Origin of the sequence: Photobacterium kasasachensis (assembly GCF_050336885.1) — a bacterium.
Taxonomy (GTDB): domain Bacteria; phylum Pseudomonadota; class Gammaproteobacteria; order Enterobacterales; family Vibrionaceae; genus Photobacterium; species Photobacterium kasasachensis.
This window is the reverse complement of record NZ_JAKJSH010000012.1, coordinates 25,324-39,750: the sequence shown is the minus strand read 5'-3', so window position 1 is coordinate 39,750 and position 14,427 is coordinate 25,324. Positions and strand designations below refer to the sequence as shown.

The following is a 14,427-nucleotide window of genomic DNA, read 5'->3' as shown; positions in this document are numbered from 1 at the left end:
TAATAAAAGACTAACAACAAAGTTAAACAAGCTCAGCTCAGACTAAAATTTCAATTAGATTTCGCCTAGAAGCCAAAGTTCAATAATACATTTAAATACATTGTGTATGCTCCATGACAGGGACTTACATAGCGCATATTTAATATTTCTCTCAATTCGACTTTAATTGCATTCAGATTAACAGGATGTCCAAGCAGCATTTTTCACGTTTTATTCACTATACAGTCCTTAAACTCGCTTCGTAACTGAGCTTATTTGTCCGGGGCTGCCTAACAATACTGAAGAGATTATGAAACCAGGAGAAAAAGGATTAACCCGTATTATTCATGCAACGGGTTATTCTCTACAGGGTCTGAAATCGGCTGTTCTTATCACGCTCATATTAGCGGCTCTTATCTGGACAGTAATTTTACTATAAATCCAAACTATGCGATTTGATAACACCATGAATAAAATCAAAAATTTCTTACCTTATAAAGAAATAACCTTTGTTAGCTTACCAATATTTCTCGCACTTTACTTTTCACTCATAGTGAACTTTCCAATTTTATCTGAGCTGAACACGATCTTAAGCAAGTTAGAGAGCGTAAAGGTTGGCTTCATTATTTCAATTCCGGTGTTCTTTTTTGCGGCCTTTAACTTTATCTTCAATTTATTTAGCTGGCCTTACTTATCGCGTCCTTTCTTTACCCTCTTGCTCATTGTATCCAGTATGGTCAGCTATGCTATGTACAACTACGGCGTGATTTTTGACTACGGCATGATAGAAAACATATTTGAAACGGATACCAGCGAAGCAACCTCATACCTTAGTAACTATTCCGTTTTCTGGACACTGATAATGGGTATACTGCCTTCTCTATTCCTATGGAAAGTTAAGATTAAAAGTGACAAAGGAGCAGTCCGTTTCATCGTAATGAAAATTACTTCAATGGCCGCCTCACTACTTATCATTGCCATCATCGCCTTTTTCTTTTACAAAGACTATAGCTCAGTCGGTCGAAACAACAGCTACCTGAAGAAAATGATCATCCCGACCCATTATATGTATAGCGCTGCAAAATACATCAACAATACCTATTTTGCGGAACCTGTCGAGTACCAACAAATAGGTCTGGATGCCAGACAAAGCGATGCGGCTTTGGCAACAGCACAGTCTAAGCCTACGCTTTTTGTTTTTGTGCTGGGAGAAACGGCCCGGGCTCAAAACTATGAACTCAATGACTATGAGCGCCCGACAAACCTCTATACCCGCGATTTGGGCATGATCTCCTTCCAGGACGTCAGTTCATGCGGCACCGCTACAGCGGTTTCTGTTCCGTGTATGTACTCAGCCATGCCACAAAGCAGTTATGACAAACAACGGGCATATAATCAGGACAACTTTCTAGATATCATGCAACGCGCCGGTATTTCACTTCTATGGAAAGAAAACGATGGTGGTGACAAAGATGTTGCCAAACATATTCCAAAGCAAGAAATAGATCGTAACAAACAGGATCATCTGTGTAATGGAAACACTTGCTACGACATGGCACTACTAGAGAACTTTGATAACGATGTCTCTGCTATGAAAGGGAACCGTATGCTGACCCTGCACCTGATTGGTAGTCACGGACCAACCTATTATCAGCGCTACCCTGAGGATAAACGCTTCTTCACGCCAGACTGCCCACGCAGTGATATCGAAAACTGTAGCCAGGAGGAGATTATCAATACTTATGATAATACTATTTTGTATACAGATTTCGTAATAAGCCAAACCATTGCCAAGCTAAAACAGCTGGAAGACAAATATAATACAGCGCTTTTCTATATCTCTGATCATGGCGAGTCCTTGGGTGAAAATGGCTTGTACTTACATGGGACACCGTATAGCCTTGCGCCAGATCATCAAACTCAGGTACCGATGATGGCTTGGTTTTCAAGTAGCTTTTCGAAGAGTAAAAAAATTAATACAGACTGCCTTAAACATGCTGCCGAGAAGAACAGTTACTCGCAAGATAATATCTTTCACTCGATGTTGGGCATCATGGATGTAGAAACGGAAATATACAATTCGGAACTGGATATTTTTTCCCAATGTCGTAACTAGCTTTAATTGAATATAGAAGTGTAATCAATAACTACCAGATTGATTAGAGAACTTTGGATCAAGCTTAAACACTGCTATTAGTGGGTTACTTGTCAAAATATTAACAAAAACAGTAGCTAAAGCACGGTTTGTATGTCAACAGACAGGGTAAAATACGACTATTAGTCAAATAAAATCACATTGTGTGTAAGGACACAACAGAATGCTTTCAGATTTCACCAACAAAGAGTTGTTTCACCTTGCAATAGATTCTGCAAACCAAAAAAGAACGGATGCTACTTTAACATATTTGAAAGAATTAGTTTCACGAGAGCCGAACCATAATAATGCGCTATTTTTGCTTGGTGCGACCTATGCAACATTAGGTATGTTTGAAGAAGCTGTTGAGCATCTTGAAAAAACCATCAAGGAGAAACCCGACTTCTTCATAGCACGCTTCCAACTTGGGCTATCTTTACTTGCACTAGACAGTTCAACAGAAGGCTGTGAGCAGTTTGATATGATCTGCGGCTCAGATGCACCTGAGTTTCTTAAGTGCTTTGCTGAAGGATTACTTTACTCACAACGAAATCAGAAAGAAAAAGCAATAGAAATATTAGAGCGAGGTATTGAATTAGAGCAGAATAATCCTATAAGTCGTGATATGGAAGGAGTAATTGACGCTCTCAAAAATATGCCGGAAGAATCTTTGTCAAATACAGAGCAATTATCAAACAAAGCTTCATCGATTTCTGATGAGTCAGATATTTTATCAAGTAGTGATTTTTTACTTGGCGCTTATAAACAATAAGGTAAGTATATGACACGAGTATCACGTTCAACGTCAACGATTACCTCAAGCAAAAATATCACTTCCCGAAGCTCTAAAAAGAATAAAGCAAGTAAAAATTCAACAACAAACATCAAAACTAACCAAGAACGTGGTTCAGGCTTGTGCGAAATTGATAACTTAAGGCTTTTATTCCAGAATAATCCTGAAGAAGCAATACAACTACTTAATCAAAAAATTCTCCTATCACACCCTTTAGGAAATATGCTTAGTGATGCCTCCTGCAAAAGAATAGCAACCAGAATATCAAAAGTAATTTCAGATGATAATGATTCTTCAGAATATATCAACAAATTATTAGGGGGCTAAAGCCCCCTTGCTGATACTAGGATGCCAAACTGATAGTAGATAACATATGATTTGCCATTTCTACATGACTGTCATCTGGTTCAACATTCTCAATAATATAGTTGAACAGTTCAATTGCTTCATCTTCATTACCGTCATCTAGCAAAAATAAAGCTTTGTTGTAAAGTGCTGGCGGGAAATTAGGTGCTTTCTCCAATACCTCCTCCCAAACGGCAAGTGCTTTGGCATTATCTCCCATTTCACGATAAACAACACCAAGGTGAAACCTTTCCGGAATAACTTCAGGACGATGATGAAGAAACTCATTAAACGCCGCAACAGCTTTATCATGAAGCTCCAAAGCGGCATATGTCCGACCAAGCAAGGCATAAACACCAGCAGGTACCTCGTTCCGCTTCAGAATATACTTAATTTTTATAAGCGCATCATGATAATCTTCACGTTCAAGCGCGTTTCTTGACAATGCCAGTAGTTCTTCGTTATCTAGTAAGTTGTTGCCATCTTGCATTATAGCTCTCCATTAATATAACTTTTACGACGTAGCCAAAAGTATTGGTATGGTTTAATTTCTCTTGGGATTTTCATTTCTTCAACTGATTCTCCTACAACATTCTCCCACTTATATAGTTCAATTTTCCTGTTAGCACCTTGTAACGATAGCTTCTTGGTTAAAGGAGAAAAGTTGCCAATGAATAAAAATTGATAGCTTTCATCTTCTCGAGTATAAATAAGTAAGCTTTTTTCCTTAGAGGGAATAAAGTTGAACCTATTTCCCGACAACTCTGGTAGTCTTTTCCGAGCAAAAACTAGTTTTGTGATTTCACAATGCACACGCTCAGCAATTGAACCTTGTGATAATAGAGAATTACTAATATCCTTCCAGTTTCTTTTCGCTCTGTGAACCCAACGAGAATCATACGCGGTATTTTCATTATCACGATAGGAATAGTCATTTAGTTCTGCGACTTCATCCCCGATATAAATAATGGGTAAGCCTCCTATAGAAAGAATAACTGAATGCATAAGAAGAATTCTATTTATACTTTTTTCTATACCAACCTTATTATTACTGTCAATGGCTTTCTCTAAACCGGCCAATGAAGCTGTTGTACCTGATATTCTATTTTTTTGAAATAGTAGACCTCGAGGAAATGACTTACCGGAGTCACTAGCGTAAAATGATAGCAGACTTCTATAAAAAAGTTTTATGTCAATATCTGGAGTTTGCTCAATTAGTGATTTATTGCTGAATACCCACTGTACATCATCATGACAATTGACATAATTAATCCAATCACAATGATGAGGTAAAGTACTCCACCTCCTTAATTGATGTTGCAGCACACTTGTCTCTGTTGACATGATCGATTGCCATAACGAGGCAGATAGCAGAGGTCGATAGGCAAATGAAGTTCCATTGCTTGAAACATAACTTTTCACCTGCTCAGGTGCAACAATAGCTTCAGAAATCAATTTTACAGACGGTGATAACATTGAAGCACATAGTTGATAGGCCTCGACAATTAACTGACACTCTGGGAGGTTCTTGCAATTACTATCAATCTCCTTCCAGATATGTGGTATCGCATCAAGGCGAAGTACATCGGCACCAAGATTGATCAAATAAAGTAAGTTATCCAGCATCGCAACAAAAACATCGGGGTTGCTATAATTCAAATCCCATTGATAGTCATTGAAAGTCGTCCAAACATATCGCTCAAGCTCTGAATTATAAGAGATGTTTTTTCCTTGCTCTGGAAAAGTGTCTTCTACGCCAGTTAACCACTGTGACACTTCTGATTCCGTTTCAAAAAACCAATAAAAACCCTGATAGTAAGGATCATTATCAGCCGCCTTTACAGCCCAAGGATGACTAGTAGCTGTATGATTCAGCACAAAATCGAGACATAGTGCTATATCATATTCCTTCAGCATAACAACAAGCTGCTCGAACTCTTCATTACCTCCGAGTATATTAGAGATGGATCTGTAATTAGTAATAGCAAAACCGCCATCATTCTTATCTGGATGGCCCTCAAAAGGAGGCATCAGATAAAGATAATTAATTCCTAGGTCTCTCAGGTAGCTCAGCTTTGATCGAAGACCTTCAATATTGTCAGCAAAGCGATCAATATAAAAACAAGCACCAACTCTTTCGTTAGTACTCAGCCAATCTCCAGCAGAAACTCGCTCTTCATCCAACTTTCTGAAGTTTGGGTTACGCCTATTTATGGCTTGAACAACAAGTTTTAAACTAGCTAGAATCACATTATCAGAAACTTTATCATCTGGATAAGTAAGCCTAATCACTTTATCAAGCCGTTCAAAAATTACCGAAAATTGATGTCTTAAGGTTGATAAGCTGTATATCTCTGCTTGATGTTCTTTTTCAATTAGCGCGAGGCATTTTTCATACAAAGGCGTTTTTCGTGACAAGATACGGTCAGTAATCTCAGCTTTCGACCTAACTTTAAGATGAAGATTTTCGATACAATCTAGCAATCCGCAACTCAACAGTTTCTCGATATTACCAGCATCATCAACAGCCACTTTCTTTAAATATAAGTCCTTCAGAGCGCCAGGCTTACCACTTAAAAATGCATCTCTTGCCTGTAAATGTATGAGACTAATGAAGTCACCAGCTCTAGGTTCACCCCGCCAATCATTGGAGAAGTCACCTAGCTTCCGGTATTTTTTTTCAAAGCTTGAGTATGTAGGACAAGGGAAATGGAGAACTCTTTCGCAGCCTTGTTCCCAGACTATAGGTTTCACTTTAGTACTAAAAAAGTGCACTCCATCTACATCTACGTCTTGATCCAACTTTACCGCTGACTTTCCATTTTGATAAAAATGGAAATAAAACTCAGCCTTTAAACCCATCGACCGAAGTAATTTTCTCTGTGTAGCACTATAAGTCCAGTTGTTATTTTTAAAGAAGTTTCGCTTAAAGTACTTAGTGCTTTGAAAAGGTTCGCCAGCCGCATTAGCATGTATTAACGCTTCACTATTTTTATATATAACGTTCTTTATGCCTTTAACGTCTAGTTCAGAAAAGTGCGTCTTAATATCAGCAGATGATGTATAGAACAGTTCATCAGAATCGATGTGTAAAAGCCATGAAACTTTTTCTTTACGGGCGCGTTCAATTGTTAAATGAACATTAGCCTCTTGTCTAATCATTACCTCGTCTTCATATAAGCCTGATTCAGAGTCACTCCGGCAAGCCAATGATTCAATACACTGTTTACGCCAGTTAACATCACAAACTGTTACATCAACCTGAGGATAACTCCTCGCAACATCGATAGCAGGATCACCAGGTTCATCGAAGTACAGATATAGACGCTCGAAACCTATAGATAAATGATATCTTATAAAATAATCAACCTGCTCTTTCTCGTCAGCTATCGTCGAAACAATTGCAAATGCCATCTGTTCGTATTCTCCGCTAAAATTCGTAAAGACTAGAGTGTTCCATTTTGTTCTTCATCTCTGATATCGCTTTGGCATGAAGTTGTGACACTCTCGCTTTACTAACATTCATTAAACCAGCAATATCAGTAAATGATATAAACTGAAAATAATGCATGATCATGATTTTTTTCTGATCACATGGAAGTAAGCCAATTAACTCACGCATTAGCTGCATATTTTCATCTTTTTGATATGCTGAGTAATTTTCATCTAGCTCTTGCTCAAAAAATAAATCATCAGCTTGTTCTTCCAGTAGTACCGAAAAGGCAAGATCAATAACTAAAGTTGAATAGTCATCTATATTTTTGATATTTTTCTTACGCTTGAGACTACTCAACCTCTCTTTTTCTCTACGATACTGACTGTAGATATAATGTCCCGCATCCGAAAACTTATATATGTTATTAAGGATCGTTCCTTTGACTCTGAGATAAGCAAAACTGGTAAAACGCACGGGTTCATATTTATTAAACCGATTGGCAGACTCAATTAGTCCAACAGAGGCATATTGAATGAAATCCCCTAGCTCTACGCCAGGTGCATAATACTTAACATAAAAACTTTTCGCTATTCTACGGACCCATGTCGAGTACAAAATAACAACATCTGTAATATCTTTATTTTGAACATCATCGTCTTTGTTATGAACGAACATAGTTAATTAGCGAAACTTAACAGTAGAGAGCTTGATAATAGATTCCAACCATCAGCAAGAACGAAAACCAAGATTTTAAGTGGCATCGAAATTGTCATCGGAGGAACCATGATCATACCTAACCCCATCAATACGCTGGCAACAATCAAGTCAATAAGAATAAATGGTATAAATAATAAGAATCCCATCTGAAATGCTGTCTTGATCTCGCTTAACATGAATGCTGGTACTAAATGCATATATGACAGATCACTCAAATTACTTGGCATTTCTGCCTTCGTAGCATCCAACAATGATAAAAAAGCACTTTCATCGGTGTTAACCACCATGAATGACTTTAACTCTCTTGCCCCTATATCAATTGATAACTCCAATGATTGCTCTTCATTCAAGTATGGAATCAAAGCTGATTCGTTTATCTCTGACAATACTGGTGACATTGAAAAAAAAGTCAGAAACAAAGCAAGCAGAACAATAACAGCATTAGGTGGAGACGATTGCAGTCCCAACGCTGATCTTAGCATCGATAAGACAATAATAATTCTGGTAAATGATGTTGACGCTATTACAGCAGCTGGTATAAATGACAGGCTCGTAACTATAACCAAATACTTGATAGGAGAGCGCCACTCCTCATTAAGCAAAGTGAATGCACTGCCTGTTAACGCTTCTACATCCATATTAGACGCTTCAGCAGCAATTATAGTATTTGAAAATGACAGCAAAGCAATACTAATGCTAAATAGTGTCAATCTATTAATGCATGCTTTCATTTATCCTCTCTGAAGCCTTTAGTTGATTATCGACAACTTGGATATTACTCTTAGACTCAACAATCACTATTTCACGATCTCGCTCTCTTACAACAATTATACTTGTATCCGGTGTTAACCTTTTCTTTTCTATCAGTTCCCACCTTGATTCTGTCCGCTGGAGGTATTTTTTGACTAAGTTTACACCTCTTTTTTTTGCTACTAGCAGAGCAGTGATGACCAATATAATAATGATCATCAAGCTCATGAGAACCGGTACTACATCTACGTCTTGTTCTTGCTTAAAAGATAATGAATCTAATGTTGCTTGACTATTATCGAGAACTACATTTTTATTCGATGACATCAGTAATTTCTATACCATAATGTTCACCACAAGCAACTAGCATACCTTTTCCAACGACTTTTTGGTTTAACAAAATATCGACAGGTTGATTAAGCTGATTATCGAGTGTTACAACACTTCCTTTTTTCCATGAGAATAGTTCATTAACAGTTACAGATGCTCCTCCTAATCTTATGTCTATGTCAACTTCTACATCCTTAATAACATCCGTTTTCCATACAGGATTCTTAGGCTCATTGAGAGGTTTAATCTCATCCATAATTAGGTCTGTTACTACAAAATCGTTCATCATAATTCCTATTTACTAATCTTCAAGGCTAGAAACCCATCAGTCTTTCCAAGATTTCCAACTCGGAATTTTTGTCCTTCAACATAAACTCCTATCTCGGAACCAACTTTTGTATCGGTGACTAAAACATTCCCTTTCTTTATATCTAGTAGTTCATGCAGGGATATTTTGGATGGTGGTAAAAATGCTTCTACATCGATTTTTTCATGTAGCAAAGATTGATTTCGTGCAACCAAGTCATGCTGCTGTTCGACTTCTCGATAAACAGAATTACTATCAAGTACAAAGTTGATAATATTATTTTGAAATTGATAGCCACCATAGTTAATGCTTCCGACGCTGAATGATGGGCTTTCACATCTCGAGAACTCATTAACACCTTTAGATACCAATACATTACTTAGATCGTTAAGCAACTCTTTATATGCATCAATGAGTAGCTCTTGCAAAATATCTTTCTGTAATTCTTTTTCAGCAATCGATTCATCTACACCTAGAATTAGCGCGGCTAGCGATATTAACCTTGCTTCAGTTACAGATATAAAAGCAGTACCCCTGCCAATTTTACAGCTTAACCAACTCTGAAAATCAGGTTCGTTATAAGTAAGACTCCCTCTTAACGGAACGTTAATATTCCGAGGTGATTTCCAACGCGAAAGCCAAGTGTCATAAACATTAGCGCAAACATCTTGCAATAAAAACAGCTCGCTCTGACTAACAAATCTGATCAATTTCATATAATTTATTCTTAGCGACCTGAATTATATAGTGTTTCAAGCATTTCATTAGCGATATTCAATACCTGCGAGCTGCTTTGATATCCGCGTTGCACTATCATCATCTCTGCGAATTCTTCAGCCAAATCCACATTCGCCAGCTCAATACTATTGCCAACAATCTTGCCCATTTCTCCGCTAGAAGCTCGGCCAAGTGTTATCGTTTGACTATCAGATGCTGAAAATAACGAGCCGCTTTCTTGCTTAAGTTGTTGTGGATTATTCACATTGGCTAGTGCCAGTTGATATAATGTCTCGTCATCACCATTCGAGTAAGTGAGCTTCAAGCTTCCTTCTTTATTGAACTCTACTTTTGACAATCCAGATAGTGCATGACCATCTTTTGCATCTGCCGACATATCAGAAAACTCACCAGCAGCATAACCTGTGGTTCCAGAAAAGTTTAGGGATATGGATGACTTCTCAGAATCGGAAGTGCCCGGTACGTCAACTTTCATCGAATTATAACCATCTACAACCTTCCCTTCAGCGTCATATCTGATCTCACCAGTTGTAACAACATCACCCTTCTCATTCTTAACTGTAACCTTCCATCCAACATGCCCTGTAGGTACTTGAACATCTTCGCCTTCGGCATTTTTTTCTGTTTTATAAATAGAATGACGTTCTGAAAAATCAAAACTATAATTAAGGTCTTCTCCCAGTACATTAAAAGCCGCTACATTCGATATTATATGCGATTGACCATCGGCTGAGATATTTCCCTTAAGCTCAATTTCTGTTGTCGGCTTTGGTGGCAAAAAGCGTTTATTAGTAATATTTATATCAATCAGTTTTCCTTTTGAATCGATTCCAGAGACAGAATAACCAGTTGACATATCTACAAGAATGTTATTTTCATTGAATGTAAACTGCCCCGCTCGAGTATAATATTTTTTTGCACCATCTCTCAGGACAAAATAGCCATTGCCATTAATAGCAAGATCTGTCGCATTTCCAGTTTGTCGGATATCACCTTGTTTGCCTCTCAGAAAATCACCGCTAACAGATGTACCGCTGTCATTTCCTATGCTTTTATAAAAAACATCCTTAGCCTTAAACCCAGGTGTATTCATATTCGCAACATTATTAGAGATTTGATCTAACCCTTTTGAGAAACTCATCAAGCCTGAAAGGCCATTGTAAAATGACTGAAACATCTTATCCTCCTTATTTTGTCGTTATGACGCGAACATTTGAAATAGACACACCCTTTACATATTCACTACTTCCAGTGTCAATCGTAAGGCTTGGGCCATTGTTCGTATACTCAACTGCTTTCACGACTCCTGGCTGATTATTTCCAAAGGACTGTATTTCAACAGTCTTTCCCAATAAGCCTGTCGCCTGCTCTGTTGTTCCCAATATGAGCAAATTATCCATCTTCTCATTCATGATTCGAGTTTGTTCAACAGACGTAAACTGAGCCATCTGCGCAAGAAATTCTGCATTATCAACAGGCTCTAGAGGGTCCTGAAAATTAAGTTGTGCCATAAACAAGCGAATAAAATCTTCTTGTGACAAAGATGTATTATCAAGACCACTAGTTTGGTTTATCGTTAAATTTGAACCGATAGCTTCTACGTTCATTTCTCACTCTAACTCTTAATAATCTACTGACTGGCTTTTTCCGTTAATAATAACTTCTTGATGTTCTTGTAGCTGATTTCTTATTCTTCCATACAGCAGAGACAAAGAGACTTCATCTGCTCTATAATCTCTCAGAACAACTTTTGTACGTCCGTCATTCGAGCGAATGTAACTAATGTTTCTCGACACAAAAGCAGCCAAAACACTTAATTTGGGTTCTTCTGCATACTTGCGGATACTTTTCGGATTAGCTTGTGCTTCCTTGATGCTTGCGTTTAACGGCTCGTGCGTCAATTTCATAAATAGCTGTTGCTGAGAGCTTTCAATTCTTGTCAGTACACTTCTGTTGACTAAATGGTCTTTACTGTTATTTCCTACTTGTATACTTAGTTCTTCCTTGGCCGAGAGGGATATCTTAGAGGCGAATACATTCCCTTCTCTTTTCAAGAGTTCGCTTTTCGATTCGAGATAATCCAGTTTTCCATGCGCTGTTAACTTAAATGGGTAACTTAACGTAACTGAATTTTCATCAGAGTGGCTCACTAAGATTTCAGATTCGATCTCCTCGACCTCCTCTATCTCCTGGCTTGGTCCTAGTGACTTTACAGCAATAACTCTTTTGCTATTTTCCAGTAAATCTTGCAGGTAATTTTCCACGTCCAACTGGTCAACAGATTCATCAGTTACAGCAATAGGCTCTGACAAATCTTGACAGTAATTCTCCGTTTCATCTTGAAGCAGTAGTTGAGAAAAATTGTTCAAATGACTTGCCTGCGCAAAAGATGGCCTCCCTTCTTGACAGGCAAATATTACCGTATTTTCAATGCTTCCTGTCATCAAGCAACATCTCCGCAAAATCTTTGCTGAATCCACGGCTCTATGGTTTCAGCATCTTCTAGTTGAAGCTTTTTCGCTTTTGCCTCTAACGCTTTTTCTCTCAACCGCTCTCTATGAAATAGCTCGGCTTTAAGCTTAGAAACCAGCTTTTCTTCTTCGTTATCTAATAGTAACAACGACCGTTTATGCACTTTTTTCTGATTTTCGAGGTAATCCAGGTAATTCAGGTATTCAAAGTGAACATCCGGGCTGACGTTTCTTTCATTAACTTTGTTTAACACATCAAGAATATGCTGATCTAACAGTGAGATTTTGGGAAGTAGCGCTTTACGCTTTAATGCTAGTTTCTTAGATTCACCCCTGATAGCTCTCGCTCTTAAATCACAAGATCTTGACCCACGTTGATATAGAGATAGCAACCTATTCACTTCATTTTTCTGTATCGAGACTTTCAACTGCTTTCTCCAATTCCTGATAGGTCTTTTCTCTGAGACATTGTTCGTTGGCCCGTTGATTGAAGATACATTCAACCCTTTTGCCTACTCGAAGCACATTATCTTGTTTTGAATCAGTTCCTGCTTTAAAAGAGCCAATCTCAATCATCTCTTCTATTTCCGATTTTTCGGCAAGAATACGTTTAATTTTGGTTATCAACGTATATTCACCTGCCGTGACCAACCCTTCCCACAGACGGCTATTACTCAGGCCAATATCAACGGCAGGAAAACGTCCTTTTGCTGCAATTCTACGAGAAAGCATGATATGACCATCCAAAATGCCACGCATCGTATCCGTAACAGGCTCGGCAATATCATCCCCTTCAACGAGCACAGTGAAAATTGCCGTTATTGATCCTTTATTCTTAAAGTTACCTGTTCGCTCAAGTACTTCAGGAAGGATTCCAAAGACCGAAGGCGTATACCCTTTCGCCGTCGGAGGCTCACCAGCTGCTAAACCAATTTCGCGGTGTGCCATTGCAAAACGTGTAATCGAATCCAGCATTAGCATCACATCTTCACCCTGGTCACAGAAGTACTCGGCGATAGCCAATGCAGAAAAGACAGCATAGCTACGAACAAGTGGTGGTTCGTCTGACGTGGCAACGATAACAACAGAACGAGCAAGCCCTTCATTACCTAGCCGATCTTCAATAAAATCTGTTACTTCGCGTCCTCTCTCGCCCACGAGAACTATTACATTAATCTGCTTACTACGTCTGTTTGCACACATACCAAGCAACGTACTTTTACCTACACCACTCCCCGCAAAGATACCTATTCTTTGCCCTACCCCAATAGGCAATAGGTTGTCTATTACCTTAACCCCGGTATCAAACCTTTCGGTTATTCGCTGACGTGAAAGAGGATTATGCGCTTTTGTTCTTCGCAAAGGGTACTGGGCATCGGTGACAATTTTCCCTTTATCATCAAGCGGATTACCGAAAGCATCAATTATTCTGCCAATCAACGAATGACCTACATTGACATTAGATTTACTTCCCAGACCGATAACACGGCTGTTCACTGTAATGCCATCAACACTGCCAAAAGGCATAAGAATGATGTTTTCCTCTTTGAACCCAATAACTTCAGCTTCAATTCCTGCAGGAGAGTCCTCACAACAGATCCGGCATCTTTCACCAACAAACACATCCAAACCTGTTGCTTCGGCAACCAGCCCAACATAGCGGTTAATCTGGCCATATCTCTTGCCAAACGAAACCGTATTAAGCTCTTCCTGCAAAGCTGAAAACATCTAGTTCGATTCCCCATGCTTTAAAAGTAATTGCATAAACTGCTCAAGCTTGGTACTCAGCCTTAAATCCAGTTGGCCTTTGCTTGACTTCAAAATAACGCCACCGGTCTCAACGCTTTTACATGCAGAAAAATGGACTTCTGGATGCTTTTCCAACAGTGTTTCATCGTTCATCAACAATGACATATCGTACTCACTGAGTTGTATTTTTACATTGTGATCAGATTGGTACTGTTCCAGTAAATTAGAAAGCAATAGTTCTACCCTGCGTGTATCTTGTATAAAGTCTTCACAAGTCAACTTTCCAACGACATCAAATACAATTTCGATAAGATCAGCCTTTACCTGTTCTATCTGCATTTGCTTTTCGTCTTTAATCTCTTTCACAGCCAGTGTTAATAGCTTTGATGTTTGCTCTAGAATCTTAGTTTGTTCATGCAAACGTTTTAACGCTTGGTCATGCAGCGCGTTCTTAGCTTCTTGGTAGCCTTTGCTATAACCCTCTTTGAACTGCTTCTCTAGCAGACTCGCTTGCTTTTGTGCGTGCGATGCCTGCAATTCCATTTCGATTTCGCTTCTCAGGTATTCTACGTCGATACTATCGACAGTACTTACCACCTCGGAGACTGGGTCTAATGCAGCCTGGCTTTCAGCCATACTTCGAGTTGTTCGCCGAACGTAATTAACTACCTTGGCCAT

General features: G+C 38.7%; 16 protein-coding genes. 3 read left to right on the top strand and 13 right to left on the bottom strand.

Annotated features, from left to right (window positions below):
* Positions 1-445 precede the first annotated feature (445 nt).
* The 3 genes from L4D19_RS17185 (at position 446) to L4D19_RS17175 (ending at position 3,233) form a co-directional block, all read left to right on the top strand.
* Positions 446-2,095 (top strand): phosphoethanolamine transferase, encoded by a 1,650-nt coding sequence (locus L4D19_RS17185; RefSeq protein WP_428453482.1) that lies wholly within the window; start codon positions 446-448, stop codon positions 2,093-2,095.
* Between the two features lie 202 nt (positions 2,096-2,297).
* Positions 2,298-2,885 carry a tetratricopeptide repeat protein gene (locus tag L4D19_RS17180; RefSeq protein ID WP_428453481.1) on the top strand — a complete coding sequence of 196 codons (588 nt, stop codon included), beginning with the start codon at positions 2,298-2,300 and terminating at the stop codon, positions 2,883-2,885.
* Positions 2,886-2,894: 9 nt separating this feature from the next.
* Positions 2,895-3,233: a hypothetical protein gene (locus tag L4D19_RS17175; RefSeq protein ID WP_428453480.1), complete on the top strand. Its 339-nt coding sequence runs from the start codon at positions 2,895-2,897 to the stop codon at positions 3,231-3,233.
* A gap of 16 nt (positions 3,234-3,249) precedes the next feature.
* Here the strand turns inward: L4D19_RS17175 and L4D19_RS17170 are convergent, their stop codons facing one another.
* Genes L4D19_RS17170 through L4D19_RS17110 form a run of 13 tightly spaced genes read right to left on the bottom strand, consistent with a single transcriptional unit; the run spans position 3,250 to position 14,427 of the window.
* Positions 3,250-3,741 (bottom strand): tetratricopeptide repeat protein, encoded by a 492-nt coding sequence (locus tag L4D19_RS17170; protein WP_428453479.1) that lies wholly within the window; start codon positions 3,739-3,741, stop codon positions 3,250-3,252.
* Positions 3,741-6,665: an alpha-amylase family glycosyl hydrolase gene (locus L4D19_RS17165; RefSeq protein WP_428453478.1), complete on the bottom strand. Its 2,925-nt coding sequence runs from the start codon at positions 6,663-6,665 to the stop codon at positions 3,741-3,743. The genes L4D19_RS17170 and L4D19_RS17165 overlap by 1 nt, the downstream gene beginning before the upstream one ends.
* A gap of 16 nt (positions 6,666-6,681) precedes the next feature.
* A complete protein-coding gene (locus L4D19_RS17160; RefSeq protein WP_428453477.1) occupies positions 6,682-7,362 on the bottom strand; it encodes a sigma-70 family RNA polymerase sigma factor in 681 nt (226 codons plus the stop codon).
* 2 nt (positions 7,363-7,364) lie between these two features.
* Positions 7,365-8,135 carry a flagellar type III secretion system pore protein FliP gene (fliP, locus tag L4D19_RS17155; protein ID WP_428453476.1) on the bottom strand — a complete coding sequence of 257 codons (771 nt, stop codon included), beginning with the start codon at positions 8,133-8,135 and terminating at the stop codon, positions 7,365-7,367.
* Complete coding sequence (locus tag L4D19_RS17150) at positions 8,119-8,481, bottom strand: hypothetical protein (protein ID WP_428453475.1); 363 nt, start codon at positions 8,479-8,481, stop codon at positions 8,119-8,121. Before L4D19_RS17150 ends, fliP begins: the two co-directional genes overlap by 17 nt.
* Positions 8,468-8,770, bottom strand: coding sequence for a FliM/FliN family flagellar motor switch protein (locus L4D19_RS17145; protein WP_428453474.1), 303 nt, complete (start codon positions 8,768-8,770; stop codon positions 8,468-8,470). The genes L4D19_RS17150 and L4D19_RS17145 overlap by 14 nt, the downstream gene beginning before the upstream one ends.
* Positions 8,771-8,778: 8 nt before the next feature.
* Complete coding sequence (locus L4D19_RS17140; protein WP_428453473.1) at positions 8,779-9,507, bottom strand: FliM/FliN family flagellar motor C-terminal domain-containing protein; 729 nt, start codon at positions 9,505-9,507, stop codon at positions 8,779-8,781.
* 11 nt (positions 9,508-9,518) lie between these two features.
* Positions 9,519-10,706: a flagellar basal-body rod protein FlgF gene (flgF, locus tag L4D19_RS17135; protein ID WP_428453472.1), complete on the bottom strand. Its 1,188-nt coding sequence runs from the start codon at positions 10,704-10,706 to the stop codon at positions 9,519-9,521.
* 10 nt (positions 10,707-10,716) lie between these two features.
* A complete protein-coding gene (locus L4D19_RS17130; RefSeq protein WP_428453471.1) occupies positions 10,717-11,136 on the bottom strand; it encodes a flagellar hook assembly protein FlgD in 420 nt (139 codons plus the stop codon).
* Positions 11,137-11,151: 15 nt separating this feature from the next.
* Positions 11,152-11,973: a hypothetical protein gene (locus L4D19_RS17125; RefSeq protein WP_428453470.1), complete on the bottom strand. Its 822-nt coding sequence runs from the start codon at positions 11,971-11,973 to the stop codon at positions 11,152-11,154.
* Positions 11,973-12,428: a hypothetical protein gene (locus L4D19_RS17120; RefSeq protein WP_428453469.1), complete on the bottom strand. Its 456-nt coding sequence runs from the start codon at positions 12,426-12,428 to the stop codon at positions 11,973-11,975. Before L4D19_RS17120 ends, L4D19_RS17125 begins: the two co-directional genes overlap by 1 nt.
* Positions 12,403-13,728: a FliI/YscN family ATPase gene (locus L4D19_RS17115; protein WP_428453468.1), complete on the bottom strand. Its 1,326-nt coding sequence runs from the start codon at positions 13,726-13,728 to the stop codon at positions 12,403-12,405. Before L4D19_RS17115 ends, L4D19_RS17120 begins: the two co-directional genes overlap by 26 nt.
* Positions 13,729-14,427 (bottom strand): FliH/SctL family protein, encoded by a 699-nt coding sequence (locus L4D19_RS17110; protein WP_428453467.1) that lies wholly within the window; start codon positions 14,425-14,427, stop codon positions 13,729-13,731.

Excerpts from the sequence above, each read along its gene's own strand:
- flgF (WP_428453472.1), bottom strand. The coding sequence starts at position 10,706 with ATGTTTCAGTCATTTTACAATGGCCTTTCAGGCTTGATGAGTTTCTCA.
- L4D19_RS17160 (WP_428453477.1), bottom strand. The coding sequence starts at position 7,362 with ATGTTCGTTCATAACAAAGACGATGATGTTCAAAATAAAGATATTACA.
- L4D19_RS17180 (WP_428453481.1), top strand. The coding sequence starts at position 2,298 with ATGCTTTCAGATTTCACCAACAAAGAGTTGTTTCACCTTGCAATAGAT.
- L4D19_RS17115 (WP_428453468.1), bottom strand. The coding sequence starts at position 13,728 with ATGTTTTCAGCTTTGCAGGAAGAGCTTAATACGGTTTCGTTTGGCAAG.
- L4D19_RS17110 (WP_428453467.1), bottom strand. The coding sequence starts at position 14,427 with ATGGCCAAGGTAGTTAATTACGTTCGGCGAACAACTCGAAGTATGGCT.
- L4D19_RS17185 (WP_428453482.1), top strand. The coding sequence starts at position 446 with ATGAATAAAATCAAAAATTTCTTACCTTATAAAGAAATAACCTTTGTT.
- L4D19_RS17170 (WP_428453479.1), bottom strand. The coding sequence starts at position 3,741 with ATGCAAGATGGCAACAACTTACTAGATAACGAAGAACTACTGGCATTG.
- L4D19_RS17175 (WP_428453480.1), top strand. The coding sequence starts at position 2,895 with ATGACACGAGTATCACGTTCAACGTCAACGATTACCTCAAGCAAAAAT.
- L4D19_RS17150 (WP_428453475.1), bottom strand. The coding sequence starts at position 8,481 with ATGTCATCGAATAAAAATGTAGTTCTCGATAATAGTCAAGCAACATTA.
- L4D19_RS17145 (WP_428453474.1), bottom strand. The coding sequence starts at position 8,770 with ATGAACGATTTTGTAGTAACAGACCTAATTATGGATGAGATTAAACCT.
- L4D19_RS17140 (WP_428453473.1), bottom strand. The coding sequence starts at position 9,507 with ATGAAATTGATCAGATTTGTTAGTCAGAGCGAGCTGTTTTTATTGCAA.
- L4D19_RS17125 (WP_428453470.1), bottom strand. The coding sequence starts at position 11,973 with ATGACAGGAAGCATTGAAAATACGGTAATATTTGCCTGTCAAGAAGGG.
- L4D19_RS17165 (WP_428453478.1), bottom strand. The coding sequence starts at position 6,665 with ATGGCATTTGCAATTGTTTCGACGATAGCTGACGAGAAAGAGCAGGTT.
- fliP (WP_428453476.1), bottom strand. The coding sequence starts at position 8,135 with ATGAAAGCATGCATTAATAGATTGACACTATTTAGCATTAGTATTGCT.
- L4D19_RS17130 (WP_428453471.1), bottom strand. The coding sequence starts at position 11,136 with ATGAACGTAGAAGCTATCGGTTCAAATTTAACGATAAACCAAACTAGT.